The sequence below is a fragment of the Lederbergia sp. B243.17 genome, assembly GCF_057657925.1.
The window spans coordinates 167,776-194,148 of the sequence record NZ_JBWBKF010000034.1; the positions used below are offsets into that span (position 1 = coordinate 167,776).

Here is a 26,373-nt window from a genome sequence, read left to right on the forward strand (position 1 = left end):
GGAAATCCGGCGAAATGTATAGCAAGAAGGGAAGAGCAGGCGACAAATATTATGCAAGGCAATCATTCTCTTTCATGCTATAATGATTGGCATGAAATGAGGTGGAGTTATTTGTTAAGTCTGCTTTTTGCCATAAAGAAAAAGATGGATTTGGAGAAGGTCGTCTTGGCCATCCAAGCTGGTGATGAACTGCTGTTGGAAACCACTCTGAAAAACTATCATCCATTCATTAAGAGGACAGTTTCATCCGTCTGTAAGAGATATATCGATGAAAGCGATGATGAGTTCAGTGTTGGGCTACTGGCTTTCCATGATGCCATCTACAAATATGATGTAAGTAAAGGGGCTTCCCTTCTTGCATTTGCCGAATTGATGATCAAGAGAAGAGTGATCGACTATATACGCCAGCAAGCCAGGCACACAGCTGTCAGTCTGGACCAGGGGTTTGGCGGGGAGGAAGATGATTCTGCCTATTCTATGATCGAAAATTCGCTTTCAGCAGAAAAATATAAACAAGAACTGGAGGCAGATGCAAGAAGGGAAGAGATCATGCTTTTGGGGAAGGAACTGGAGCAGTACGGACTGAGTTTCTCTGATTTGGTCAAGCATTCTCCAAAGCATGAGGATGCAAGAGTGAATGCGATGAAGATAGCCGGTATTGTCGCTGCAGAGGAGACGTTACTGGCCCATTTGCGGGCGAAGCGGAAACTGCCTGTTAAGGAACTGGAAAAGCAGGTAAGTGTCAGCAGGAAGACGATAGAGAGAAACCGCAAGTATATTATCGCCATTTGCGTGATTTTAGCTGGGGATTATATCTTTTTGAAAGAGTATATTAAAGGGCGGGACGATGAATGTTAAAAAATGGAGTCATTCTTGATGTGACGAGATCCCATATTGTTGTGTTGACAAAGGATGGCGAATTCTTAAAGGGACGCAAGGACGAGGGTGATTATAAAATCGGCAGTGAAGTCTCTTTTTATCCGCTGGAAAAAGAAAGAAAGCGAATCCTATTCCAGCCAAAGTGGGCTGCAGGCTTTGCGATGGCAGCTGTCTTGTTCATCTGCGCAGTCATCGCATTCCCATTATTAGGCCCCGCCGTGGCATTTGCTTATGTCTCGTTCGACGTAAACCCGAGCATTGAATTTTCGGTTGATAAAAAAGGCAGAATTATTAATGCTGAACCATTTAATGAGGATGCAGAGAGAGTCCTTCAAAAGATCGAAAAGGTGGAGAAACGCCCGTTGGATGAGGTTGCGCAGGAGTGGATGCAGGCACTGGAGCGGCTTGGCTATATGAAGCCGGACAGCCGTGTTGTAGTAGGAACTGTTCCCGCTGATGACGAGGCCGGGAAGATGCTTCAGCAATTTGCCCGCCAGTTTGAAAGCCGTCATGAAGGGTTTGACGTAACCGTTATTGAAGCAACGGAAAGTGAAAGAGAGACGGCAGCAGATTTTGGCGTAACAGCAGGAAAATATATGTTGGATAAGCAGCCGCAGCCGAAAGATCAGACACCGCAGAAAGACGAGGCAATCAAACAGCCTGATGTTGAGAAGAAGCCGGTGCAAAATGAAAATAAACCAGACGCGGAGAAAGCAGACCCGCCGGCAGCCAATGCCGAGCAGCAGCACCAGCCAAAATCCAACGGTAGCAATGAAGCGGATAAGCAGATGGAAGAGCGTCAGGAAGAGCTGGCGAAAGATGCGCAAAAAGCTCAGAAAGAAAGGGAAAAGGCTGAACGGAAAGCGAAAGAAGAACAAGAAAAGCAGATCAGAAAGCAGCAAAAAGAGCAGCAAAAGAAACAAGAAGAGTATGAAAAGTATCTTCGCAAACAGAAAGAAGAACAAGAAAAGCAATACGAAAAAGCAGAAAAAGAAAGACGGAAGCAAGAAGAGAAGTGGAAGAAAGAACAGGAAAAACAGCAAAAGAAACAAAATAAAAATCATGATGACGACGAAGACGATGATGATTGATAAAGAGCAGGCTGTCCCCGAGGACAGCCTGCTTTATAGTGTTATGATTGATTTCCTAGCTGGCTCTGTGCTTGTTTAACCAGTCTCTTCGTGATTTCTCCACCGACCGATCCGTTCGATCTAGAAACTGTGTCCGAGCCAAGTGTCACTCCAAATTCTTCAGCTATTTCAAATTTGATTGCGTCCAGGTATTGCTCGATTCCAGGAACAAGAAGCTTGTTGCTTTGTCTACCCATTGTGTTTTCCTCCCTTGATATTGTAGTTACGTGCCTGTTTACCTTTAGTATGGTTGCCGGCAAGAAAAACATGACTGGAAAATCCATGATATAATACGTTTACGCTTTTCTTCTGCGTTCAATTTAATTAATATAGAGTAATGATCGAGCGAGAGTGGGGAAAACTAAGGAAATGAATTATATCAGGAAATTTAAGCTAACAAAATTGTCGCCATTCCGTGTGCTTGTTGCCTACTACGTACTGACGGTTGGCATCGCTGCTTTGCTTCTCAGCCTCCCATTCGCACGCCAGCCGGGAGCAAAATGGTCGGTGATGGATGCTGTCTTCACCGCCGCAAGTGCTGTCAGCGTTACAGGGCTAAGCACTGTCAGCATTGCAGAAACTTTCACAGTGCCTGGATTTATACTCCTCCTCGTCGTTTTGCAAATCGGCGGGATCGGCATCATGACAATCAGCACCTTTTTTTGGCTGGCCATCGGCAAAAAAATCGGTTTGAAGCAAAGGCAGCTGATTCAAACAGACCAAAATCAGATTTATCTATCCGGACTCGTTCAGCTGCTCCGTCAAATTGTATTTCTCATTTTATTAATCGAAGCAATCGGTGCTTTAATACTAGGGACTTATTATCTGAATTACTTCCCAACCTGGCAGCAGGCATTTTTGCAGGGAGTATTCGCTTCGGTCAGTGCCACGACGAATGCCGGCTTTGACATTACCGGACAATCACTTGTACCGTTTGCACATGATTATTTTGTCCAGTTTGTAACGATGATATTGATTATTTTAGGAGCAATCGGTTTTCCTGTCTGGATTGAAGTGAAAAAGTTCCTTTTACATAAGCATACAAACAAGCGTTTCCGCTTTACGCTTTTTGCAAAAATTACGACAGCAATGTATTTCTTTCTGCTGTTTGTCGGCATGATTGTTATCCTTTTTCTGGAACAGGGTAATTTCTTTGCCGATAAATCATGGCATGAATCCTTCTTCTATGCGTTGTTTCAGTCAACGACAATGAGGAGTGCCGGCCTGCTGACGTTGGATATTAACGATTTGACAACGACTACCGTTTTATTCATGTCCGTCTTAATGTTCATAGGGGCCTCTCCAAGCTCAGTTGGGGGAGGAATCAGGACTACCACCTTTGCGCTGGTCATTTTATTTTTGTTTCATTACGCCAGGGGCTATAAGTCCATCAAAATTTTTAAACGGGAAATTCACCCAGAGGACGTACAGAAGTCACTAGTTGTCTTAATGCTGGCCGTTATGTTATGGGGAGGCTCCATATTGATTTTGTCGGCTACGGAGAACGCCAGCCTGCTTGCCATCGTGTTTGAGGTATCTTCAGCCTTTGGAACATGCGGCGCCTCAATGGGCATCACGGCTGGCTTGACAGGCTTTGGTAAATGCTTGCTCATTTTTCTTATGTTTATCGGCCGGGTCGGCATTTTGTCATTTTTATTTGTGATTGCGGACAATGAAAAAGCACCAGATTTTCATTATCCGAAAGAAAGAGTTATTATCGGATAATAGGAAAACATGGAGGGGATTTATATGGATAAGAAAATACGTATTGGAATTGCCGGGTACGGAAATTTAGGCAAGGGAGTTGAAGCTTCTATCCGGCAAAATCCGGATATGGAACTCGTCGCTGTTTTTACAAGAAGAAGTCCCGAAGCACTTCAGCTTTCCACTCCGGGAGTCAAAAAAGTTTCAATGAGTGATGCCGATAAGTATGTGAATGACATAGACGTCATGATTTTATGCGGAGGCTCGGCTACAGACCTTCCTGAACAAGGACCTGATATGGCTGCGCTATTCAATACGATCGACAGCTTTGATACACATGCGCGGATTCCTGAGTACTTTGAATCGGTTGACCAGGCAGCTGCCAAGTCTGGCAAGACAAGCATCATTTCAGTCGGATGGGATCCAGGTCTTTTCTCATTGAACAGGCTGCTTGGCGAGATTGTCCTGCCTGAAGGAGAAACGTATACTTTCTGGGGAAAAGGGCTTAGCCAGGGACATTCAGATGCTATCCGCCGCGTGGAAGGTGTGAAAGGCGGCGTACAGTATACCATTCCTGTCGAAGAGGCCGTTGAACGGGTAAGAAGCGGTGAGAATCCTGAGCTGTCGACAAGAGAAAAGCATCGCCGGGAGTGTTTTGTCGTTGCCGAAGAAGGCGCAGACAAAGAGAAAATTGAACAGGAAATCGTCTCCATGCCTAATTACTTTGCTGACTACGACACGACAGTCCATTTTATCAGCGAAACCGAATTGAAAGAACAGCATGGCGCGATGCCGCATGGCGGATTCGTCATCAGGAGCGGCAAGACGGGAGAAGATACGAAGCAAATCGTCGAGTTCTCGCTTAACTTGGAAAGCAATCCGGAATTTACGGCGAGCGTTTTGACTGCATATGCCAGGGCAGCCTATAAAATGAACAAAAGCGGACAGACCGGGGCTAAAACAGTATTTGATGTACCGTATGCCATGCTCTCTCCGAAAACGAATGAGCAGCTTAGAAAAGAACTTTTATAAAAGAATGCAAAAAGGGAGAATCTGCGGATTCTCCCTTTTTTGATATGTCTAAAAATCAGCTGCCAAGCCCGGAAGCAATTGGCGTTTCTGTTTCCGAATGGTGGTCAATCGGATGAATGAACGATTTTCCGTCCTCTGGTCTGAAATAGATGACTGCGCGGGAAATGCTCTTGATGATTTCGCCGGTGTCGATATAGTGGCCGATCGAGAATGGGAAATCCTCTATGAGTGTATGTTTGTACAGCTCACGCTCATTCAAGCCGATGCCGGCGAAAGCCTCGCCTGCAATGGCAGGGGATTCACTGAGACGCCTGTAAATGGCAGAGTGCTCTTCTCGGCTAACCGTCCTTTCCCACCATGCTTTCCGGGGTTTGTATTTTTGCTTGAGTAAATAGTCGTATTTCATCAACCCTTCCGCCAAATCAGCGTTCGGGTTCTCCTGGCTGTGCAAAAACTCCCGGAGACGCTTGAAAAGATCTTCCAGCTGATGACCGATTCTGGACCAGCCTTGCGCGTCCCAGTATGTCCCGAATTGCTGAAAGAAATCAAAAGGGGAGGAAAAGGCGGTTGCAGTCAAATAACGGACTGTGTGGTCCATCCTATGCGCATTCCAGTACTTTTCAAGCACATCTTCCACCTGCTTAATTTTAACGATATCCTGAAAGTCGATTACATTGTTGCCGAGTATTTCGTAAGGTGCGTGATCCATAAATGTGTAGCCGTACTCTTTTGCCTGCAGCCTTAGCCCGGTACCCCGAAGCATTTTTAAAAAGCCCAGCTGAAGCTCTTCTGGCCCGAGGGCAAAGACATCATTGAAGGTCTGCCGGAAGGAATCATAATTTTCCTCAGGCAAGCCTGCTATCAAGTCTAGATGCTGGTCAATTTTTCCGCCTTCTTTGACCATGGTGACGGTACGCGACAGCTTCTCAAAGTTCTGTCTTCTTTTTACAAGCTCATTTGTAAGATCATTTGTCGACTGCACACCGATTTCAAAGCGGAAAAGCCCCGGCGGTGCTTGCTTGTTGAGAAACTCAATGACTTCAGGTCTCATAATGTCACCGGTGATTTCAAACTGGAACACAGTGCCCGGTTTGTGCTCGTCGATGAGGAACTGAAACATCTCCATAGCATAACTTCTGCTTATATTGAACGTACGGTCAACAAACTTGATTGTCTTGGCTCCGTGTTCCATCAAATAGCGAATATCATCCTTGATTTTCTCCCGGTTGAAATAGCGGACGCCGACTTCGATGGAAGAAAGGCAGAATTGGCAGCTGAACGGGCAGCCACGGCTTGTCTCAATATAGGTGACCCGCTTTGACAAATGGGGAATATCCTCTTCAAATCGGAAGGGGGAAGGCAACTCGCGCAAATCGACTTTGCCGCGGATCGTATTGATGATCGGTTTGCCTTCACGCATGTAGCCGATGCCGGCAATTTTTGAATAGTCTTGGCCGCCTTCAATCTCAGCAATCAATTGCTTGAATGTTTCCTCGCCTTCGCCGATAACGATAAAGTCGATTTCCGGAAGACGTTGCAGCCACTCGACGACATCATAGGATACTTCCGGGCCTCCAAGAATAATTTTGACATCGGGGAGGATTTTTCGCATGTTTTGAATGACTTTGATCGTTTCTTCGATATTCCATATGTAACAGCTGAAACCGAGCACATCAGGCTTTCTCATGTACAGATCGGTTACAATGTTCAAAGTGGGGTCCTTAATTGTATACTCAGCCAGTTCTACTTCATACTCAGGCGCAGCATACGCTTTCAGATAGCGGATGGCGAGATTTGTATGGATGTATTTGGCGTTTAATGTGCTTGCGATCACTTTCATTCTTTTGGCACTCCTTCTGCTGTTCCGCAAATTGCATGATCTATTCATGTTTTGGGCAGGATCTTCCTATACATTTTACCGGAGCGGCGGCAAAACTACAAATGGAGAATGGGAATGCAGACATAAGCAGGGAAAAGCAAAACTATGTCGTATAGGATAAGGAATAGGAAAAAAGCAGCCCGTTATCCGGACTGCTTTGCCCTCGATATTCAAGAAAGTCTCGAAGGATCCCTAAAGTTAAAGAATGCGTTTTTCCAACGTGACATTTTTAGCTCGATGACCGGCTGTGCCACTGCGGTTGTTGCTTTGCTAGAAAGGAGGGCAGTGAGAAGAAAAGTGGCCGCAAACAATATGAATATCGTCTGCTGTTCATTCAAATAGCTCTCCAGTTGACTTCCTCTGAAAGCACGGACAATGAATCCGTGAAGCAAGTACACATACAGTGTATTGCGCCCCCATTGTGTAAAAAAGTACCTTCTCTTCGGTACGAAAGCGAAGAAACTGTAGACCATCAGGAAATTCACCGTATAGACTCCAGATCTTCTGAAAAGGCCAAATAGTGTATTGCCGTCCAGTGCACTGTAAGGCTTCGACCCCAGCAGCCATTTCTCATTTAAATCCGGATAAAACCAGAGACCTGCAGCAGTGATCAAAAGGATTATCCCTGCAATCCATTTTGATTTTGCCGAAGCAATAGCGGTAAAGTGCTTTCGTTCGAGAAAATACCCGGCCAGGAAGAAAGGGAAGAAGACAAACGTCCTGGATAGGCTCAGTGTATTTGTAATAAAGTCTGCATACCCGATTAACAGCCCGATTGCAATCACAATGGTTAAAGATAACTTAGCCGGCAGTTTGCTAAAGAGCAAGAGCATGATGTTCCAGCAAAACAGGCTGATCAAAAACCATAGAGACCAATAAGGATCCAGCAAGGAAACCGAGTAAGACGGCTCATTGTACAGGAAGTAGTAAAAGATCGAGTAGATGATCTGAAAAATGACGTACGGCAAAATCAGCTTTTTTGCCAACTTGGCGACATACCCTTTTTCATAGATTCCTTTTGCAAAGTAGCCCGAAACGAGAATGAATGCAGGCATATGAAACAGATAAATTAGTTTGTACAGTGTCGCTATGACCGTGTCTGAAGAGACATACGATTGAAGGAGATGGCCGAATACGACAAAGAAGATCAAGATGAATTTCGCGTTATCAAAATAAAAATCCCTTTTTTCCATTTTGCTCACCAGCTTACTAGTTGATAATTAAATTTTACCCGGGAGTTGGATCAACAAACATTAAGTTAGTATATCAGAAAAGTTACGGCTGTAATTGTCGAAACATCTTACGTTTTAGGAAGTTTTGACTTCTTTTGCGATGTCATTTACAGCCGAACCAAATATTGAGATAATGTCGAAGTTGATTTAAATATGATGAAGTACGGAGGAGAAAGTAGATGTTAGTCCATCAATCAGAAAATGAACTTCTTGAAAAAATTCAACACAAAAGGCTGGAAATGATTAGGCTTGGGGAAAAGTACGGTTTAAGTTCCCAGAAAACCATCAATTGTAGCCAGGAGCTGGACAAGCTTCTGAATGAGTATCTGCATCTGTTTCAGACAAAGACTTTCACACACCACAAGAATCCTCAACCGAAACTCATGCTTTTTTTATACGGCCGACAGTATGCCTCATCCAAGCAAGAACACTTCACTCCGGCAAATCTACAATAATCCTAGAATATAAAAAAGCCCGGAGATAAGTCCGGGCTTTCATGTTTACTGTTCTATTTTTTCGACTTGCTTCGCTTCAATGGTGATCTGGCCATCTTCCAATACTGCGTGGAGCTGTTTTGTTTCCGGATGGTCCAAAATGAAATCTGCAATTGGATCCTCTAATTGATCCTGGATTACACGGCGCAGCGGCCGGGCGCCAAACTGTGGGTGGTATCCCAAGTCTGCCAATTTATCTTTCACTTCCGGACTGATTTCCAAAGAAAGTTCCTGTTGTTTCAGCACGACATGAAGGTCAGCCAGCAAGAGTTCAACAATTTCAAAAAGGTGTTCCTTCGTCAGTTGATCAAATTCTATAATACTGTCGAACCGGTTGAGAAATTCAGGCTTGAAGAAGCTGCCAAGAGAATCGAGGATGGATGCTTCCTTTACAGCCTCGCTTTGGCCGAAGCCGACTCGGATCGGTTTAAAGCTTGTACCAGCATTGCTGGTCATGATGATAACCGTATCCTTAAAGCTGACAGTTCTTCCTTGGCTGTCTGTCAGGCGTCCGTCTTCAAGAATTTGCAAGAACATATGCTGTACATCCGGGTGGGCTTTTTCAATCTCATCGAGCAAGATAATGCTGTACGGCTGTCTGCGCACACGTTCTGTCAGTTGTCCGGCTTCTTCATGGCCAACGTAGCCTGGAGGTGAACCGATCAATTTGGATACACTGTGTTTTTCCATATATTCACTCATGTCCAAGCGAATCAGGGCATCCTTAGAGCCGAATAGCTGCTCTGCCAGTGCTTTTGAAAGTTCTGTTTTCCCTACCCCTGTCGGCCCTACGAAGAGGAAGGATCCGATTGGCCGGCCAGCTGCTTTCAGTCCAGCTCGGCTCCGGCGGACTGCTTTAGAAACTTTCCGCACAGCTTCTTCCTGACCAATCACTTTTGAGGCCAATTCTGCGGCCAGATTTTTCATTTTCTGCATTTCTTCTGCCTGCAGCTTTCCGACAGGAATTCCTGTTTTCTTCTCGATGATGTCCTGTATTAAACCGACATCGACAGTCAGCTTCTCAGGCGCATCGCTATTTATTTTTTTCTCGAGCCTCAATTCTTCCTCATGCAGTCTTGCCGCTTTTTCATATTCTTCTTTTGCCAGCACGGCTTGTTTTTCTTTATTAATTTCAGCAAGCCGCTGCTGGATTTGTTCCTTGCTGCCTGTTTTGATTTGCAGGTTTAGCTTGGAACCCGCTTCATCCATCAAGTCGATCGCTTTGTCAGGGAGAAAACGATCCTGGATGTAACGCACTGACAAGTCAACACAAGCTTTGATTGCTTCATTGCTGTATTTAACCTGATGATAGATTTCGTATTTTTCTTTTAGACCCATCAAAATTTGGAGGGATTTGTCTTTTGAAGGCTCACCGACTTGCACCGGCTGGAATCTCCGTTCAAGGGCGGCGTCCTTTTCAATCTGACGGTATTCTTTCAAGGTAGTAGCACCGATAAGCTGGAGCTCGCCGCGTGCGAGGGCAGGTTTCAGGATATTTCCCGCATCCATGGAACCTTCCGCAGAACCAGCACCGACAAGAAGGTGGATTTCATCAATAAAGAGCAGAATGTTTTTCTTTGTCTGCAATTCACTGATCAGCCCTTTCATTCTTTCCTCAAATTGACCTCGAATTCCTGTATTTGCGACAAGAGAAGCGACATCGAGAAGGTATACTTCTTTATTTTTCAATTTTGCAGGGACGTCCTCCTCGACAATTTTTAATGCGAGGCCTTCAGCAATCGCTGTTTTTCCGACCCCTGGTTCGCCGATTAGTACCGGATTGTTTTTGTTTCTTCTATTCAAAATTTCGATGACACGTTCAATTTCTTCCTCACGGCCGATGACTGGGTCAATCAACCCTGCTTTCGCCGCCTGGTTCAAATTCCGGCCAAATTGATCAAGCATGCCGCCGCCATTTTTAGTGGAAGGGACAGCCTGCGGAATGTCGGAAGTGTGATGGCCGGGCTGCATGAATTGCCCAAAGAATTCATCCAAGTTCCCGAAAGAAGATGGTCCCATCGAAGCACCCAGCTTTTGTTTTTCTTCAGCATAGCATTGGGAGCATAGGGGGAGAACTTGTCTATGTCCATTTATTTGCATTGTCAATTGTATATTCGCATTTCGTTGTTCACATTTACTGCATAGCATAATCTATCAATCCTCCAAGAAGATTTCTTTGACTATCTTTGATCAATAGAACAAAAATAAAGGTCGGTTTTTATTGACCAACTTTGACCTTATGTTTTTATTATACTCTGACCTTCTTTGACTTTCAAGTATTTTTTTGATTTTTATTCGTTAATCTTTTTTTTTCACATAGGTTAAGAGGAAGAGAAAAATCAGTAAATGAGGGAATGCAGATTTGAAAAAATGGACAGGCGCGTTTCAGGTTGCTGCTTTATATGTCGGCACGGTGATCGGAGCCGGGTTTGCGACAGGCAGGGAAATCGTGGAGTTTTTCACTCGGTTTGGTTTCTACGGGTTTCTCGCCATTTTCGTTTCTGGAGGCTTGTTTATTTGGATGGGAACAAAAATTATGACGATTGCAGTTAGAATCAACGCTTTTTCTTATGAGGATTTGAACCGGGCATTGTTCGGGGAGAAAGCGGCTAAATGGATGAATATTTTGATGATGTTCATGCTTCTTGGCGTGTGCGCAGTCATGCTTTCCGGGGCGGAAGCTCTTTTTCATGAACAACTTGGCCTTGGCAAAGGGTTGGGAACAGTTATTACCTTGTTCCTTTCGGTTGTCGTCCTTGCTGTCGGTGTAAAGGGGCTGTTTGCCGTCAATAGTTTTGTCGTCCCGCTGCTGGTTTTCTTCAATCTGCTCATACTCGCAGGCTTTTTCCGGCTTGAGGGGGCTTTCGAGTTTTTCTTTGACAAGCCTCCGGAGGTTTCAGCTTTCAGTTCCGTACTTTCCGCAGTTTTATATGCAGCCTTTAATCTTGCTCTTTCACAGTCGGTTCTTGTTCCTGTAGCTGCCGAGATAGGGGATGAGGACGTGGTTAAGCTTGGAGGCTGGATTGGGGGCGGGCTTCTTGCCATTCTCTTATTGTCGAGCCATTTGATTATGGTCACACTGCCCGATCCTGCCACACATGAAATTCCGATGGCAGAAGTGATCAGGCATGCAGCATCAGGAATTTATCTTGTTTATGTATTTGTAATTTTTGGTGAAATATTTACCTCTATCATTGGAAACTTGTATGGACTGGAAAGGCAGCTTAGAGTATATATAAACATCAGCGGCAAATGGGTGCTTGCGATTATTCTGGTTGTCATCTATTTTGCCGGAAAGATCGGGTATGGGAAGCTGCTCGGCTATCTTTATCCGTTGTTTGGCTACATTAGCCTGATTTTCCTCGTTTTGCTCATGTTCTATCAGCGCAAAAAAAAGAGCCCCTGATTAGATGGGGGCTCTTTTGTGAGCTGGCTTGTTATTTGACTTTGATCGTTTCTGCCATTTTCAGAAATGCATCTTCATACTTTTTGTCTGTCTTTTCAAATAGAGTAAGCTTCAAATGTCCATTTGAATTTTTAATCAGGTAGCCTTTGACAAGTTCGCCGTCCTTTTCTGTTGAGAATATTTTTGCGTCCTTCAGCCAGTCATTGTCTGCAGGCGCCTCATCTTCAGCGATCTCAGAGTTTACAGCACTAAGCTGCTCCTTGATCGTGTCGATTGCGGATTCCTCGGAAATTTCTGCTGGAAGCTGCTCGATTCTCATGAAAACATGGTCGTCTTCTTTTACATACAAAATATCTTTGTTCGGTTCTTCCCCTGTAAACTCAAACTCAGGAAGAACGAGGATTGAATAGGGCTGTGTATCGCTTTCGGCCATCACAGGAGTACCGGTCTTTTCTTCACCGTCAATCTTGTAGTGGAGGCTCTGACCGTCATTCGTCTCTGTCGCAGGTGCCTCGGTATCGGCAGTGTCCTCATTTTTCTCCGGCTCATCTTCTTCTTCCTGTGCAACCGGGTCATCCTTCACGTCTGCTTCCCCTGCTTGAGAGGTGTCAGCTGGTGTGCTTCCGCTCGTTTTCTGGTCGTCCGTATCCGCCGTCCCACATGCCGTTAGCATAAAGAGGGCAATAAAAGAACTTGCCAAAAGCTTTAAAAGTTGTGTCATCTAAGTTCCTCCTCAAAAGTTGTTGCAGCTTCTATAATGATTTGACGAAGTCCGCGGAAAAAAGTTACAGAATCTACAACATTAGCATACCAAAATTTACTGCTTTTTTGTCATTTTATCGGAAATATTATCAGCAAAAGAATATCAAATACTAAGTGAGAAACGATCAATAGCGGCATGCTGCGCTTAAGGACGTAAAGATAGCCCCAGATCAGTCCGCTGATAATGCCCGCCACCATAAGGACGGTATAACCTGAAAAGGAAAAGGCGATACCGGATAGGACGGCCGCCAGGATAATGGCTGCAGGATTGCCGGCAACGCGGGAAATCTTTTTTTGGACGAACCCCCTCCAAAATATTTCTTCCCCGGGAACGATCACCAACACCAGCACAAGATAGTGCCAAATTTCGTCGAGTTTCATCTGTTTATAGAGGGATGAAACTTGCTTTGTCATATTACCGGGAAGATATTCCAAAAGATAGCTTCCGCCGTAAAATAGAGCATACATCACAATACCCGATAACAGACCGATCGATGCATACTGAATAAATGACAACTCATCGTCCATCTTTTCCCAAACAATCGCATAGCTGATCAAAAAAAGCGAAGTGGCCGTATATAGGTACCAAAATACATTTTTTGTGTCAAAAGCTATGTAAATAAGCAAGCAAGAAAGAATCATGCCCCCAAGCAAGGTAAAATCTACTTTTTTGATAGAATGTCAGTCCTTTCGAAATTTACTCTATTAGAGGATAGATTTTGAACATAGAAAAAGCAAGCGCTGCCGCTTGCTTTTTCAAAATCGGGCTATAGAATATCTGCTGCTGTGGGAAAGTTGGCTGACATTACATATCATCCGCATATCCCTTCCCATTTATTTCATTGTTGATGCTTATATTTTCACAGATTCCTTGATCACTTTGTAATTTTTATGGTTAATGACTGTCTTCTCTTCTAAATCCAATTCCCGATAATTGTCCATATATGTTAAATCTACAATTACAGAATTCTCGTTCACTTTTTCAACAATACCGCGAAGGCCATCTTTAAATTCAATTACATTTCCGATTTCTGCAATTTTCAATCTATGCCGCCCCCTCACTTTTTTTAATATTTTGCACTATTTTCCTGTAAAGTGCAACTATGTTCAGTTAATTTATTGAAAACGCTTAAATTGCAAAGGGTAAGCGTTTGCTGAATAAAGCGATTGGACAGGTGGTCAGAGTTTTTATAAGATAGGCATATCCAGAGGAAAATAGAGCTTTTTTTCGGAAGATCAAGAGGAGGGACTGTGAGCTGATGAATGAAGAAATCTGCTTGGATTTAATGGAAAATCTTCGCAAAGGTTCACTTGATAAAGTGGAAGTAAGCAAAGAGGATTTTATGCTTTTCCGCGGTTTGCTATTGAAACAGCCCGATTTTAAACGGTTCCGGGGGAATGCCCAACGCGGTGGTTCTGTTATCTATACATACTTGGAGAAAGAGCGGAGCTGACAGTTTAGGGCATACCAGGAAATTTATTCAGTGAATATATCCATTTGGACAAATTTCATATATAATTTTACCCGATTTGTTGCTGTTTAATTGACGAATACGAAAAAATTAGCTACTTTTGAATGGATACCATTTTGATTTAAAAAAGGAGACGATTGATTATGAGAGAGAAACAATTTACCGTTACAGCAGATACAGGAATTCATGCACGTCCGGCTACATTGCTTGTTCAGACTGCCAGCAGATTTTCTTCTGACATTCAGCTTGGATACAAGGAGAAAAAAGTAAACTTGAAATCCATTATGGGCGTTATGTCCCTTGGTATCGGCAAAGATGCAAACATCTCGATCAGCGCTGAGGGAGCTGATGAGGAAGAAGCAATCAAAGCAATTGAAGAATTGTTCTCCAAAGAAGGACTTGCGAAGTAATGTCCACGATTTTAAAAGGGATAGCGGCTTCCAATGGCATTGCCATCGGAAAGGCATACCGGCTGGTTGAGCCGGATCTGACTGCGGTAAAGAGAGAAATTGCCGATGCGGATGCCGAAGTAAGCCGTTTCCATGAAGCAGTTGAAAAGGCGAAAGCCGAATTGCAGACAATCCGCGACCATGCTGCGGATCAGCTTGGTGAAGATAAAGCAGCCATCTTTGATGCCCATTTGCTCGTACTCGGAGATCCTGAACTATTGGGAGCTGTTGATGAAAAGATTACCAATGAAAAAATGAATGCGGAAATGGCCTTGTCTGTCACCGCTGAAGGCTTCATTGCGATCTTTGAACAGATGGACAATGAATACATGAGAGAGCGCGCTGCCGACATCAAGGACGTTACAAAGCGGGTTCTCGCTTTGCTCCTTGGTGTTAAAATTCCGAACCCAGGCTTGATAGCAGAGGAAGTCGTGATTGTTGCTGTTGATCTTACACCCTCAGATACAGCACAATTGAACAAAGAGTTTGTCAAAGGATTCACAACCGATATCGGCGGCAGAACATCCCATTCAGCCATCATGGCAAGATCAATGGAAATCCCGGCGGTCGTTGGTGCGAATTCCGTTACAAAAGAAATCCAGGACGGGGACTTGATCATCGTGGACGGCGTAAACGGTGAAGTCCATGTAAATCCGACTCCTGAGGTTGTCGATCATTACCGGGAAGAGAGCATCAGGCTTGAGAAGCAAAAAGCCGAGTGGGCTCTTTTGAAGGATGAAATGACGGTATCGAGCGATGGTAAGCATGTCGAGCTTGCTGCAAATATCGGTACGCCTCAAGATGCAAACGGCGCTGTCGATCATGGCGCTGAAGCGATCGGTTTATACAGAACAGAGTTCTTGTACATGGATCGCGATCAACTGCCTACAGAAGAAGAGCAGTTTGATGCATACAAAACAGTACTGGAGAAAATGGAAGGAAAGCCTGTCGTAGTTCGGACTCTCGACATCGGTGGGGATAAGCAGCTTCCTTATTTGGATCTTCCAAAGGAAATGAACCCGTTCCTCGGCTTCAGGGCGATCCGTTTTTGCCTTGAAGAGCAAACCATTTTCCGTACACAGCTCCGTGCTTTGCTGAGAGCAAGTGCATATGGCCAACTTCGCATTATGTTCCCGATGATTGCAACTCTGGAAGAATTCCGCCAGGCAAAAGCTGTCCTGCTGGAAGAGAAAGAAAAGCTTGTCCAAGCGGGCACATCGGTTTCAGATGAGATTCAAGTCGGCATCATGGTTGAAATTCCATCTACTGCAGTTATGGCACGCCAATTCGCCAAGGAAGTTGACTTCTTCAGCGTAGGCACAAATGACCTGATTCAGTACACGATGGCAGCAGACCGGATGAACGAGCGCGTCTCCTACCTTTATCAGCCATACAGTCCTGCGATCCTCACGTTGGTTAAAAATGTGATTGATGCAGCCCATCAAGAAGGCAAGTGGGCTGGTATGTGCGGAGAGATGGCAGGCGATGAAACAGCCATTCCGCTTCTGCTTGGACTTGGATTGGACGAGTTCTCCATGAGCGCTTCGTCAATCCTGCGCGCAAGATCGCAAATCAAGCATCTTGACGCAAAACAGATGGAAAAAATGGCTCTTCAAGCGCTTGAAATGAGCACAACTGAAGAAGTAGTGGAACTTGTAAAGAAAGTAACGGAATTGTAATAAAAAAGTTACCGGGAAGAGGAGTATGAAAGAGAAGACTGTGGTATAGAATAGTAATCATGATTGATCTGACTACCCAGTCATTTCATTCTCATTTTTCCCCCTTTTTTTCCGCAAGGCATATGTCTTGCGGGTTTTTTTGTTTTTTCTATCGAAGGATCAGGCAGGAGCTTCTGACGCAGTGGAAGAAAGGTCCTATGCTATAATGTAAGAAAATTACGGAAAGAGGGGATAGGCGATGGATTTAGGTCTTGAAGGCAAGGTTGCTCTCGTCGTTGCATCAAGCCAGGGATTGGGAAAAGCGATTGCAGAACAATTTGTCCGTGAAGGTGCAAGTGTTATGATTGCCAGCAGAAATGTGGAGCAGTTAAAACAAGTTCAAAAGGAATTGTCTTCCTTGGATCGCGGGAAAGTAGAATACGTCCGGTGTGATATTACCAATCGGGATGACATTCAATCAATGGTTCAAAAAACAGTAAAGTCCTTCGGAAAACTCGATATCCTTGTGAATAACGCTGGGGGACCGCCAGCAGGGGGATTCGTTGACATGGATGACGAACAATGGCAGTCAGCATTCGAGCTGAATCTTTTATCGTATATCAGGATCATCCGAGAAGCGCTGCCTTACTTAAAGAAGAATGGAGGGCGCATTATCAATATTGCGTCGTCCTCGATTCGTGAACCGATTCCAGGGCTGATTCTTTCGAACACGTTCCGGATGGGGATTCTCGGTCTGGCAAAATCACTTGCAGATGAATTGGCCCCTTACCGTATACTTGTGAACACAGTGGCGCCGGGAAGGATTGCGACGGACCGGATTAAGCAGCTTGATGAGGCAACAGCCGAAAAGAAGGGAATTACGCCGGAAAAGGTGTCAGAACAGGCCCAGGCAGCCATACCGCTTGGCAGGGAAGGCTCGCCCGCAGAGTTTGCCAAGGTTGTCGTTTTCCTGGCATCCGAAGGGAATACATATATGACGGGCGGCAGCTACTTTGTTGATGGGGGCAAACTGCGCTCAGTTTAAAAAATGCATCAAGTAATCACGGAGAGGTGAGCTGGAATGAAAACAATTCAAAACATAGCATTTGTCGGTCTCGGCGTTATGGGGAAAAGCATGGTGCGCAATTTGATGGCGGAAGGCTATAAATTATCCATCTATACAAGAACAAAATCGAAGGCGGAGGAATTAATCGCGTTGGGGGCCAAATGGGCGAATACTCCAGGTGAAGCTGCCCGATATGCGGATGTTGTCATTACGATGGTTGGATATCCTCAGGACGTCGAGGATGTCTACTTTGGGCAGAATGGCATCTTGGCAGAGGTCAGGGAAGGCAGCATCCTGATTGATATGACGACTTCCACACCGACACTCGCAAAACGGATTTACGATGAAGGAAAGCGACAGGGGGCAGCTGCGCTGGATGCGCCGGTATCTGGAGGGGATATCGGGGCCAAAAACGGCACACTCTCCATTATGGCTGGCGGTGACGAGGCTGCATTTTACGCGGTTAAGGAACTATTCAAAGTGCTTGGGACAAATATCGTTTATCAAGGCGAGGCTGGAGCGGGCCAGCATACAAAAATGTGCAATCAAATCGCGATTGCTTCGAACATGATTGGCGTGACGGAAGCCATTGTCTATGCGAAGAAGTCTGGTCTTGATCCGGAATCGGTACTGAAATCAATCTCAAGCGGCGCTGCCGGAAGCTGGTCTCTGTCAAACCTGATCCCTCGGGTGCTGGCAGATGATTACTCCCCTGGATTTTTTATCAAACATTTCATTAAGGATATGGGAATTGCACTTGATGAGGCGGAGAAGATGGACTTGAAGCTCCCGGGACTGGCACTTGCAAAAGAAATGTATGTTCAGCTGGCTGAACAAGGATACGAAAACTCAGGTACCCAGGCATTAATCAAATACTGGGAGGAATGAGGAAAAGATGGAATTGACCCATATGTCCCAAAGATAAAGCCGAGGATGAAAAATGGGCCGTCTTTGAGATCGCTGAAAAAGTCCATACTGAAACAGAAACGAGAGTGGGACCTAAAGGAATCCCAGTCTCGTTTTCTTTCTTTTAACCCATGGATTTACCTTTCAGGCGAATAATTTCCGTGGGGCGCGGGTGCATAGTGTCTAGAGTTTAACCAGTCGTGCTCAATCCCGCAGACACTAGCAGCAACCTAGCCGAATTAACTTCTCACTATGGAGAAGCAGAGCCTTTTAGATGCGTCTCACCTTCCACGCCAATCCGTTGGATCCTACTACATCAATAGTTGCAGAAACTCCTGAATCAGCTATTAAACATCCAGGATGGTGGGGGATTGGCAGTTATTATACTGCCTGAAAACGGTGCGATGTATATTCTTCAGTAGCATTCTGTTGACTGCACATTATAAATCCTTCCTGTGGATGGTTCTGTGGTAACTTCAATTTTAAAATTGGCAGCGGCCTATTCCTATTGATTCCGAAGAGGAGATAGCCTTACTTTCGTCGGCCTGCCTGACCGTTGCTTGGAGTGCAGGTTCCGTCTCCTCGAAAAGGCTCTACCTTTTCTTCGTGAGATGCTTATTCACTAAAGTTGTTTCTGTGTCCAACGTGAACAGCACAGGCCTTAAGAACCCGCAAGGTACAAAGCGACTGAGGCAGGCAAGGACACGAGGTCCTGTCGGTTCGCCTGCATGACCAACATCCTGTTGGCCCGAAGCTCAAGCCGTGCCCCGAAACGGAAAGCAACTGCAACCGCATATTTGATTTTGCTTACAGAAAAAGTGTGCAGATCAGAATATCACTTTTCGCTGACTTTTGATTGGCACACTTTTTTTATAAATTTTTATTCTATAGAGTCTCATAGAGGCAAAATCATGCTATATTGTTAAGAGATTTACTCCAATGTCAAGTTTTCCAAAGCAAGCTAAAGCGAAAGGTGAAGGTTACGATGGCGCAACATACAGAAATACTACTAGAAAGCGGAACAAATGAACTGGAAATCATAGAGTTTGAAATACAAGGACGCAAGTTTGGTATCAACGTCATTAAAGTGATGGAGATTATCCAGCCTGCTCCCGTCACATATGTACCGCACTCCCATCCTTTTATCGACGGAATCATACAGCTGAGAGGCGAGGTGCTTCCGGTTGTGAACATGAGGAGAGCCCTAGGCATGACAAAAGCCGACGGCCATCAGCAAGAACAAGAAAAATTTATTGTCACACAATTTAACAAGCAAAAAGTTGTCTTCCATGTCGACAATGTTGTACAAATTCACAGGATATCCTGGGAGCAGATTGAAAAACCATCCGGTTTATATACTGACAGCGATTCGAACGTGATTGGTGTCATTACGATGGGGGAGCAGATCATTTTATTGCTCGACTTTGAAAAAATGATTGTGGATATTAATCCGGAAGCAGGCATTCATATTGGCCAAGTGAAGAAACTCGGCAACCGCGAGCGATCCGCCAAACGAATTGTCGTCGCTGAGGACTCTCCTTTACTGCGGAAGTTATTGAATGACACGCTGTCGGAAGCAGGCTATGAAAATCTGGAGTTTTTTGAAAACGGCAGGGATGCTCTCGCCTATTTGCAGTCTATTACAGCAGAACAAACACCAATTGAAGAAGAGGTGCAGCTCGTCATCACGGACATTGAAATGCCGCAGATGGACGGACACCATTTAACAAGAAGAATCAAAGAAGACAACCATCTGAAGAAGATGCCTGTCATTATCTTCTCATCATTAATAACATCTGACCTCTTGCATAAGGGTGAGATGGTTGGGGCCCAAGCGCAAGTCAGCAAACCTGATATCCAGCAGCTTGTCCACGAAATTGATCGATACATTTTGTAAAATATAAAAGCGGAAATTCTCTTATATGGAGATTTTCCGCTTTTTGACGTTTTCAGTTGGAGTTAAAAGAAGCTATCTCCCAATTTTTTGAATACAGGCGGTTGAGGGCGTTTTTTACCTTTCGGATCGCTAGGCTGCGTCATGCCTGTGTAGCGTTGGAGGATGCTTTTGGCTGAAGTAAGCGACATGCGGGTTTTCGGGTTGCGGGAATGTGTGTTGAGAGAACCTAAATGCGGGAGATTGCTGAAGTCTTCTTTCACGGGCGGCATATGGAAAGTGTAATCTCCACATGTTACAAGAACATCGGATTGCTGCTGGCTATTGCGCGGGTTATTGGAAAAATGCAGGCCAACTTTCTTTGCTTTCTTTTCCTTGATCATTTTCTCGAGGGCCGCTTTCTTTAACTGATACAGATACTTTGGATCCAAGGCGGTCTTTGCATGGCGATTTACAGTGAATATTGCCTGCGAAAGGCTTTCGAGCGACGGTTTTTCTGGTAACCTGTTTTTTGAATGCGAATCCACTTCTATGCACCATCCCAAAACTTTTATTATCTGAATTGTAAATATTATACCACTTTAGACCTGTTTTGCAAAGCATCAGAAAGAGTCGTTACAGAGAAAATGGTACTTCCGGTCGCAAATAAACACGAATTTTGTAAAAAGTTCTATCCACCAGGACCAAAAAAGAGTAAAATATAACTATATAAGAAAAATTATCATGTGGAAAACATAGGGGAAAAAAGGGATGATGAAATGGAAAGAGATCCACGAATGACAAAAGGCCATCCTGAAAGAATTGAAGAGGAATCCATACTGAATGAAGTCATATTTCATCATCTGTCTGATATGATCTTTGTTATGAAAGTGGAAGCGGGTCCTTCATTCAGATATTTTTTCGTTAACAAAGCCGGATTGGAACATGCCTGCTTTTCTAATTCTCCTATCGGTCTTCTTCTTGAGGAAGTCCTGCCGGAGGATCAAGCAGAACATCTATACCAATATTACAAACGGGCGGTCTATTCGAACGAGCCTGTCATATATATTGATGAAATGGCAAATGGACGGAAGATGTCCAATGTTTATGAAACAAGGCTGACGACCGTTAAGAAGAATGAAAATGTAACGTATATCATCGGAATTACACGAGAGATACACAGAAACCATGCAGAGATGATCGAGTATATGGAGCTTCATGACCAGTTGACAGGCGCTTGGAACAGAAAAGCGCTCATGAATCATCTTGAATTGGAAATCTCCGCTGCTCAATCGACTGAAACGGAATTCTCGGTCATTTACCTCGATCTTGACCGTTTTAAACATTTTAATGATACGCTTGGCTATGATGCGGGGGATGATCTGCTAAAGTTTGTCACTTCCAGATTGATGAAAATAAATCGGATGGGCTACAGATTATACCGTCTTGGGAGCGACGAGTTCGTCATCTTGCTGCTCAATACTGATAAAAATGACACCGAAGAGCATGTTCAACAAATTTTGGATTTGTTCTCCTCGCCGTTTACCATTCAGGGGGAAGATTGCTATATTACCCCGTCCATAGGAATCAGCATGTTTCCGAGAGACGGCAAAGATGCGGACATGCTTTTGAAAAATGCCCACAGCTCTCTTGTGCTCATCAAAACACAAAACCCTGGAAATCATCATTTTTACCAATCATCGATGACTCAGACTCTGTCGAACTATTTGATCATGGAAGCCCATTTGCGGCGTGCGATCGAAAAGGATGAGCTTTCTCTGCATTACCAGCCCCAAGTAAATTTAAAGACGGGTGCAATCGAAAGTTTTGAAGCCTTGCTCAGATGGAATAACCGGAAATTCGGTGCTGTTTCTCCAGCCAATTTTATTCCGCTTGCAGAGGAAACCGGCCTGATCGTCCCGATCGGTGAATGGGTGATCAGGAAAGTGTGCGATCAACTGGCAGATTGGAGAGACAAAGGATATAGGGATATCCGGATTGCCATCAATATTTCACCTCGGCAGTTCAATCAATGGAATCTGCCTGAGGTGATCAAGGAAAAGCTGGATGGTCTTCGCCTGCCCGCCTCCTCTCTTGAGATTGAAATAACGGAGGGAGCCATGCAAGACACGGATACGGCGCTTCATATGCTCAACCGGTTAAAGGAGTTAGGGATTGTCCTTTCTGTCGATGACTTTGGGACAGGCTATTCCTCACTGAACTATTTAAAGAACTTTCCAATCGATATTTTGAAAATTGACCAATCGTTCATCAAGGAAATTGAGCAGAGTCATAAGGATGCAGCCATCACAAAAACGATTATTCATCTCGCCCATAGTCTCGGACTTGAAGTGGTCGCTGAAGGGGTGGAGGAGAGATTGCAGGTTGAGTTCCTTACAGAGGCCAATTGCCAAAAGGCCCAAGGTTTCTTCTTCAGCAAGCCCGTTACAGCACAGGAGATTGAAGAAAAAGTTTTGCAGCAGTCTTTGTAATGCTAATCAGCCTGGCAGGGGATATCAGAATCCCCTGGCCAGGCACTTTTTATACTTGATCATCACACAATTTTTTTAGATTGGTCATAAAATGAACAATCGCCTACCAATCAAGTGGACTCACAATTGAAATAATCAATGCAGAGGTGTATATTTACTTAAGTATGTTAGTGAAACACAGGCTGCCGGGATTTGGCACAGATACTGTGGATTTGTGATGCGATCATATTAAGAAAGAGTACAATGCTTGTTGGTTTATATAGATGAAAGGAGTAATCGGATGATAAAAAATTCCGCTTATGAAATGCTTTTTCTGCCATCTAAAGCAGGGCTGGTGAAAATATATATTTACGGTTTCAGTCCAAAAGGGGCTTGGGGCCATGTGTATGCAAGCATGAATGAGCATTCTATCTCCATGAAGGGCTATAATCGGAAGAAAACGATTGTCCGCTGCCTGACAAAACTTAATGAATCTCTCCTTAATAAAAAGGAGGATTAACTTTTGAACATGCGCATTCCCGTTGGAGGGGATGCGCATTTTGTTTAGCGCTCTTCTCCGCCGGCCGGAGCAGGAAAAAAACGAAGGGGAAATGGACTGTCCCTTCCGTTGGTGCATATGGCTTCCCCCGCACGCCAAGTGATAAAGATTATTCAAGAACTGTTTGTCGTGAACAGGCGAGTTATGGTTGTATGCATACTAAGAATCATTCGAAGTGAAGCATCTGAGAAAATTTAAAGTCCATTATATATAATGACTTAGCAGCGAAAACGTTATTAATGAATTGAAAGAGCCCAAATTGTATCAAATAGAATAAAGATCGCTTCTTCCCTTTTGGATTAATAATGGTACAATAGTGAGTGAATACTCATTCATTTAGGAGGGCATTGGATGCAGGGGAAAACAGTCATCGTAACAGGCGGATCAAGCGGAATGGGAAAGTATATGGCAAAGCAGTTCCACAGCGAAGGGGCTAACGTCGTAATCACTGGGCGAAATGAGGAACGCCTTCAGGCTGCAAAGGCGGAAATTGCTCCAGGTTCGAAACGGCTGATGACCATTGCGATGGACGTAAGGATGCCCGAAGATGCGGCGAGGATGGTTAAAGAAGCTGATGCAAGTTTCGGCCGCATAGATTTTTTGGTGAACAACGCAGCAGGCAATTTTATTGTTCCGGCGGAAAAACTGTCGGTGAATGGGTGGAATTCGGTCATTGATATCGTTTTGAACGGAACCTTCTACTGCAGCCGGGAAATAGGGCTATATTGGATTGACAGAAAAATCAAAGGAAGCATGATCAATATTGTCGCAACGTATGCTTGGGATGCAGGAGCCGGTGTCATTCATTCAGCGGCTGCCAAGGCAGGTGTCCTATCCTTAACGAGGACGCTTGCCGTTGAATGGGGACGCAAATATGGCATCCGCGTCAATGCTATAGCACCTGGGCCAATTGACAAAACGGGCGGAGCGGAAAAACTGTGGGAGTCCGAAGAAGCGGCAAAGAGAACGATCCGTTCCGTACCGTTAGGAAGGCTTGGCGAGCCGGAAGAGATCGCGGGTCTGGCAAGCTATCTCTTCAGTGAGAAGGCAGCCTATATTAATGGAGAGTGCATTACGATGGACGGAGGCCAATGGTTGAACCAATTTCCATTTTGAAACATACTGCGAGTGAAAACAGCCCTGAATATATGGGCTGTTTTTTTCTTCTAATATGGACGAGAAGAGGATAAATTTACTGTCTGCGGGTACATGAATGGGGAATATGTCAATCGGATAGGCAGTCCGTCAAGCAAATTTTACCAAAGGAATGTCAACTAAATTGCCAATAAACGGGGAAGATATCCGTATCGGCAGGGCGGTGAGCTCTAGAAATGGAAAACTCCGTAAAAAAGTTTTTTTGATGAACAGTTTGCCTTTAGCGGTGTTTTTTTAATATAATTACTGTGGTCTTTCCAAAGAAAGGGGTAGCGATATGTCACAATTACTAAGTATCATTCAAAGGCTCCAAACAATGCAAAATACGGAAACACAGGATGAAGCCCCACAACGGCTTTTCGAAGTGAACGGCAGAACTTTGTGCCAGGTGAAATACTTTCCGGTAACGAAAATGTTTGAAGTGGAAGAGTACGACAAGGACAATCAAAAACAAAAGTATCAGTTCGATGATATTGATATGGCTGCAATTGAAATTTTTGATATCGTACAGGAAGAAAAGAATCCGTCCTGATCTATACTGCCGGCTCTTTTGAAAATCGTTCAACAATCCATCCAATTATGATAATATGGATATGAAGCGATTATATAGAGAAGAGGGAGTTTGCCTATGATTTCCTTGCAAAGCCACGAATTCCTAGAACCTAAGATCAGTGATTATATGATTTCTTCCGAAAAAGTGGCCCATGTCCAGCTGGGCAATAATTTAGAACATGCGCTTCTGGTGCTGACGAAAAGCGGATATTCGGCCGTGCCTGTTCTGGATGCCAGATTTAAACTGCACGGATTGATCAGTTCTGCTATGATCACGGAGGCGATATTAGGCCTGGAAAGAATTGAATTTGAAAAACTGAGCGAGAAGAAAGTGGAAGATGTAATGGCTGTAAGGATCCCGAGGGTAAAACTTACGGACCGGTTTGAGAAAGCGCTTGGTTTATTGGTTGACCATCCGTTTCTTTGCATAGCGGACGATGATAATTATTTTGAAGGTATTTTCACGAGACGGGCCCTGCTGAAAGAGTTGAAGGAAGGGATCCATCAACAGCATCCTGTCCATATGAATGGAAAATGACCGCAGCTCATGTGGAGGGATGAAGCTCTGTGCTTGAACTTCATCGGCTGCAACAGGCTTCCGGATGCCCGGGAGCCTGTTTTTCGTTCGAGGGGCCCTATGTTGTTCCGAAGAAAGGGGAGAGGGGATGTCGTTCTCAGACTTAAAGCTAATTATTGTCCTGGCGGAAGAAATGAATATGCGCCGTGCCGCAGAAAAACTGTTCGTCTCCCAGCCTGCATTGTCGCAGCGGCTGCAGTCACTTGAAAGCCAGTGGGGAACGAAGCTGTTCATCAGAACGCCGAAAGGCCTTATTTTGACGCCATCAGGAGAAAAGGTCACGGAATTCGCCCGAGAAGTGCTGGCGAAAGAAGAACTGGTCCATGAAGAGATTCAGGAACTGGAGTCGCAAGTACATGGGACGCTGAAAATTGCCTGTGCCTCCATCGTCGGTCAAAATTGGCTGCCAAAAGTGCTGAAGCAATTCGTCCATACATATCCGCAGGCAAAGATCTCGCTCATTACAGGCTGGAGCAGCGACATCCTGAAAAGCCTTTATGAGGGGGACGTCCACGTCGGCATCATCCGGGGTGCAACAGATTGGAAAGGAACGAAGATCCATCTGTTCGAAGATAGTCTTTACCTTGTGGACCGAGAAATTGAACATGTGGGCCAGGTACTGGAAACAGACCGGCCGTTTATCCAGTTCAAAAGCGATTCGAACTACTACCAGGAAATCCAAAACTGGTGGCATCGGCAATTTCAGACATTCCCGCGTCGGACTATTGTCGTTGACCAGATTGAGACTTGCAAGCAGATGACATATAACGGAATCGGCTATGCCATCCTGCCAGCGATTACGCTCGATGAGGGCAGGGAAGACGTCTATAAGATTCCGCTCCAGGACGAGAGGGGAAAGCCGATCAAACGGGACACATGGCTCCTCGGCTATGACTCAGCATTTGAACTGAAACAGGTGAAAGCTTTTTTGGAGATTGTACGGGAATTTGCGGAATAAGATAGAGCGGCCGGTTACAATGATATGCTCCCCCTTAAGTAGACAGATGAAAAAACAAAAATCTGTTGCTTAGGGGGGAGCCCTTTTTATGTCTGTATCGTTTGAAAAGAAACTGGAGGCATTACAGCTGTATGAGGAAGGATTCCATACCATTTCAGA

At 44.6% G+C, this 26,373-nt stretch carries 26 protein-coding genes; 18 read left to right on the forward strand and 8 right to left on the reverse strand.

The annotated features are described in order from the left end of the window. Positions 1 to 111 precede the first annotated feature (111 nt). Together sigI and AC0TWI_RS05870 are read left to right on the forward strand one after the other, a co-directional pair. Positions 112 to 858: an RNA polymerase sigma factor SigI gene (gene sigI / locus AC0TWI_RS05865; protein WP_488125395.1), complete on the forward strand. Its 747-nt coding sequence runs from the start codon at positions 112 to 114 to the stop codon at positions 856 to 858. Then, positions 852 to 1,970 (forward strand): anti-sigma factor domain-containing protein, encoded by a 1,119-nt coding sequence (locus AC0TWI_RS05870; protein WP_488125396.1) that lies wholly within the window; start codon positions 852 to 854, stop codon positions 1,968 to 1,970. The genes sigI and AC0TWI_RS05870 overlap by 7 nt, the downstream gene beginning before the upstream one ends. A 41-nt stretch (positions 1,971 to 2,011) precedes the next feature. On the opposite strand, the gene AC0TWI_RS05875 is transcribed toward AC0TWI_RS05870, so the two are convergent. After that, positions 2,012 to 2,206 (reverse strand): alpha/beta-type small acid-soluble spore protein, encoded by a 195-nt coding sequence (locus tag AC0TWI_RS05875; protein ID WP_488125397.1) that lies wholly within the window; start codon positions 2,204 to 2,206, stop codon positions 2,012 to 2,014. 172 nt (positions 2,207 to 2,378) lie between these two features. Here AC0TWI_RS05875 and AC0TWI_RS05880 point away from each other — a divergent pair, with 172 nt between their 5' ends. Both AC0TWI_RS05880 and AC0TWI_RS05885 read left to right on the forward strand, forming a co-directional pair. Continuing rightward, complete coding sequence (locus AC0TWI_RS05880; protein ID WP_488125398.1) at positions 2,379 to 3,734, forward strand: TrkH family potassium uptake protein; 1,356 nt, start codon at positions 2,379 to 2,381, stop codon at positions 3,732 to 3,734. A gap of 24 nt (positions 3,735 to 3,758) precedes the next feature. After that, entirely contained in the window at positions 3,759 to 4,745 is a 987-nt protein-coding gene (locus AC0TWI_RS05885) for a diaminopimelate dehydrogenase (RefSeq protein ID WP_488125399.1), read from the forward strand. 55 nt (positions 4,746 to 4,800) lie between these two features. Here the strand turns inward: AC0TWI_RS05885 and AC0TWI_RS05890 are convergent, their stop codons facing one another. After that, positions 4,801 to 6,585, reverse strand: a complete 1,785-nt coding sequence (locus tag AC0TWI_RS05890; RefSeq protein ID WP_488125400.1) for a B12-binding domain-containing radical SAM protein — start codon at positions 6,583 to 6,585, stop codon at positions 4,801 to 4,803. A 209-nt stretch (positions 6,586 to 6,794) separates the two neighbouring features. Beyond that, complete coding sequence (locus AC0TWI_RS05895; protein WP_488125401.1) at positions 6,795 to 7,817, reverse strand: acyltransferase family protein; 1,023 nt, start codon at positions 7,815 to 7,817, stop codon at positions 6,795 to 6,797. Between the two features lie 218 nt (positions 7,818 to 8,035). Between AC0TWI_RS05895 and AC0TWI_RS05900 the strand changes: the two genes are divergently transcribed. Further along, entirely contained in the window at positions 8,036 to 8,311 is a 276-nt protein-coding gene (locus AC0TWI_RS05900; protein WP_488125402.1) for a Spo0E family sporulation regulatory protein-aspartic acid phosphatase, read from the forward strand. 45 nt (positions 8,312 to 8,356) lie between these two features. Here AC0TWI_RS05900 and AC0TWI_RS05905 read toward each other — a convergent pair whose 3' ends face one another. Beyond that, positions 8,357 to 10,498: an ATP-dependent Clp protease ATP-binding subunit gene (locus AC0TWI_RS05905; RefSeq protein ID WP_488125403.1), complete on the reverse strand. Its 2,142-nt coding sequence runs from the start codon at positions 10,496 to 10,498 to the stop codon at positions 8,357 to 8,359. 214 nt (positions 10,499 to 10,712) lie between these two features. On the opposite strand from AC0TWI_RS05905, the gene AC0TWI_RS05910 reads away from it, so the two are divergent. Continuing rightward, entirely contained in the window at positions 10,713 to 11,756 is a 1,044-nt protein-coding gene (locus AC0TWI_RS05910; RefSeq protein WP_488125404.1) for a YkvI family membrane protein, read from the forward strand. Between the two features lie 31 nt (positions 11,757 to 11,787). On the opposite strand, the gene AC0TWI_RS05915 is transcribed toward AC0TWI_RS05910, so the two are convergent. The 3 genes from AC0TWI_RS05915 to AC0TWI_RS05925 all read right to left on the reverse strand — a co-directional run bounded on the left by AC0TWI_RS05915 (position 11,788) and on the right by AC0TWI_RS05925 (position 13,562). Next, the gene (locus tag AC0TWI_RS05915; protein WP_488125405.1) at positions 11,788 to 12,477 is read right to left on the reverse strand and encodes a hypothetical protein; all 690 of its coding nucleotides are present in this window, start codon (positions 12,475 to 12,477) and stop codon (positions 11,788 to 11,790) included. A 110-nt stretch (positions 12,478 to 12,587) separates the two neighbouring features. Further along, on the reverse strand, positions 12,588 to 13,160 hold the full coding sequence (locus tag AC0TWI_RS05920; RefSeq protein ID WP_488125406.1) for a CPBP family intramembrane glutamic endopeptidase: 573 nt from the start codon (positions 13,158 to 13,160) through the stop codon (positions 12,588 to 12,590). 210 nt (positions 13,161 to 13,370) lie between these two features. Then, the gene (locus AC0TWI_RS05925) at positions 13,371 to 13,562 is read right to left on the reverse strand and encodes a YkvS family protein (RefSeq protein WP_488125407.1); all 192 of its coding nucleotides are present in this window, start codon (positions 13,560 to 13,562) and stop codon (positions 13,371 to 13,373) included. Between the two features lie 215 nt (positions 13,563 to 13,777). On the opposite strand from AC0TWI_RS05925, the gene AC0TWI_RS05930 reads away from it, so the two are divergent. The 6 genes from AC0TWI_RS05930 (at position 13,778) to AC0TWI_RS05955 (ending at position 19,966) form a co-directional block, all read left to right on the forward strand. Continuing rightward, on the forward strand, positions 13,778 to 13,972 hold the full coding sequence (locus AC0TWI_RS05930; protein WP_488125408.1) for a hypothetical protein: 195 nt from the start codon (positions 13,778 to 13,780) through the stop codon (positions 13,970 to 13,972). Positions 13,973 to 14,133: 161 nt separating this feature from the next. Continuing rightward, entirely contained in the window at positions 14,134 to 14,400 is a 267-nt protein-coding gene (locus AC0TWI_RS05935; protein WP_488125409.1) for a phosphocarrier protein HPr, read from the forward strand. Further along, positions 14,400 to 16,118, forward strand: coding sequence for a phosphoenolpyruvate--protein phosphotransferase (gene ptsP / locus AC0TWI_RS05940; RefSeq protein WP_488125410.1), 1,719 nt, complete (start codon positions 14,400 to 14,402; stop codon positions 16,116 to 16,118). Before AC0TWI_RS05935 ends, ptsP begins: the two co-directional genes overlap by 1 nt. Before the next feature lie 238 nt (positions 16,119 to 16,356). After that, positions 16,357 to 17,142 carry an SDR family oxidoreductase gene (locus AC0TWI_RS05945; RefSeq protein ID WP_488125411.1) on the forward strand — a complete coding sequence of 262 codons (786 nt, stop codon included), beginning with the start codon at positions 16,357 to 16,359 and terminating at the stop codon, positions 17,140 to 17,142. Positions 17,143 to 17,178: 36 nt separating this feature from the next. Beyond that, complete coding sequence (locus AC0TWI_RS05950; RefSeq protein WP_488125412.1) at positions 17,179 to 18,051, forward strand: NAD(P)-dependent oxidoreductase; 873 nt, start codon at positions 17,179 to 17,181, stop codon at positions 18,049 to 18,051. Between the two features lie 1,003 nt (positions 18,052 to 19,054). Beyond that, a complete protein-coding gene (locus AC0TWI_RS05955; RefSeq protein WP_488125413.1) occupies positions 19,055 to 19,966 on the forward strand; it encodes a chemotaxis protein in 912 nt (303 codons plus the stop codon). A gap of 62 nt (positions 19,967 to 20,028) precedes the next feature. On the opposite strand, the gene AC0TWI_RS05960 is transcribed toward AC0TWI_RS05955, so the two are convergent. After that, complete coding sequence (locus tag AC0TWI_RS05960) at positions 20,029 to 20,490, reverse strand: YkyB family protein (RefSeq protein WP_488125414.1); 462 nt, start codon at positions 20,488 to 20,490, stop codon at positions 20,029 to 20,031. A 231-nt stretch (positions 20,491 to 20,721) separates the two neighbouring features. Here AC0TWI_RS05960 and AC0TWI_RS05965 point away from each other — a divergent pair, with 231 nt between their 5' ends. The 6 genes from AC0TWI_RS05965 (at position 20,722) to ccpC (ending at position 26,214) form a co-directional block, all read left to right on the forward strand. Then, positions 20,722 to 22,434, forward strand: coding sequence for an EAL domain-containing protein (locus AC0TWI_RS05965; protein ID WP_488125415.1), 1,713 nt, complete (start codon positions 20,722 to 20,724; stop codon positions 22,432 to 22,434). Between the two features lie 280 nt (positions 22,435 to 22,714). Next, positions 22,715 to 22,933: a hypothetical protein gene (locus AC0TWI_RS05970; protein ID WP_488125416.1), complete on the forward strand. Its 219-nt coding sequence runs from the start codon at positions 22,715 to 22,717 to the stop codon at positions 22,931 to 22,933. A gap of 390 nt (positions 22,934 to 23,323) precedes the next feature. Continuing rightward, on the forward strand, positions 23,324 to 24,088 hold the full coding sequence (gene fadH / locus AC0TWI_RS05975; RefSeq protein ID WP_488125417.1) for a 2,4-dienoyl-CoA reductase: 765 nt from the start codon (positions 23,324 to 23,326) through the stop codon (positions 24,086 to 24,088). A 316-nt stretch (positions 24,089 to 24,404) separates the two neighbouring features. After that, complete coding sequence (locus AC0TWI_RS05980; protein WP_488125418.1) at positions 24,405 to 24,659, forward strand: YkuJ family protein; 255 nt, start codon at positions 24,405 to 24,407, stop codon at positions 24,657 to 24,659. Between the two features lie 96 nt (positions 24,660 to 24,755). Continuing rightward, positions 24,756 to 25,217, forward strand: coding sequence for a cyclic-di-AMP-binding protein CbpB (cbpB, locus tag AC0TWI_RS05985; RefSeq protein WP_488125419.1), 462 nt, complete (start codon positions 24,756 to 24,758; stop codon positions 25,215 to 25,217). 127 nt (positions 25,218 to 25,344) lie between these two features. Beyond that, entirely contained in the window at positions 25,345 to 26,214 is an 870-nt protein-coding gene (ccpC, locus tag AC0TWI_RS05990; RefSeq protein WP_488125420.1) for a transcriptional regulator CcpC, read from the forward strand. Positions 26,215 to 26,373 lie beyond the last annotated feature (159 nt).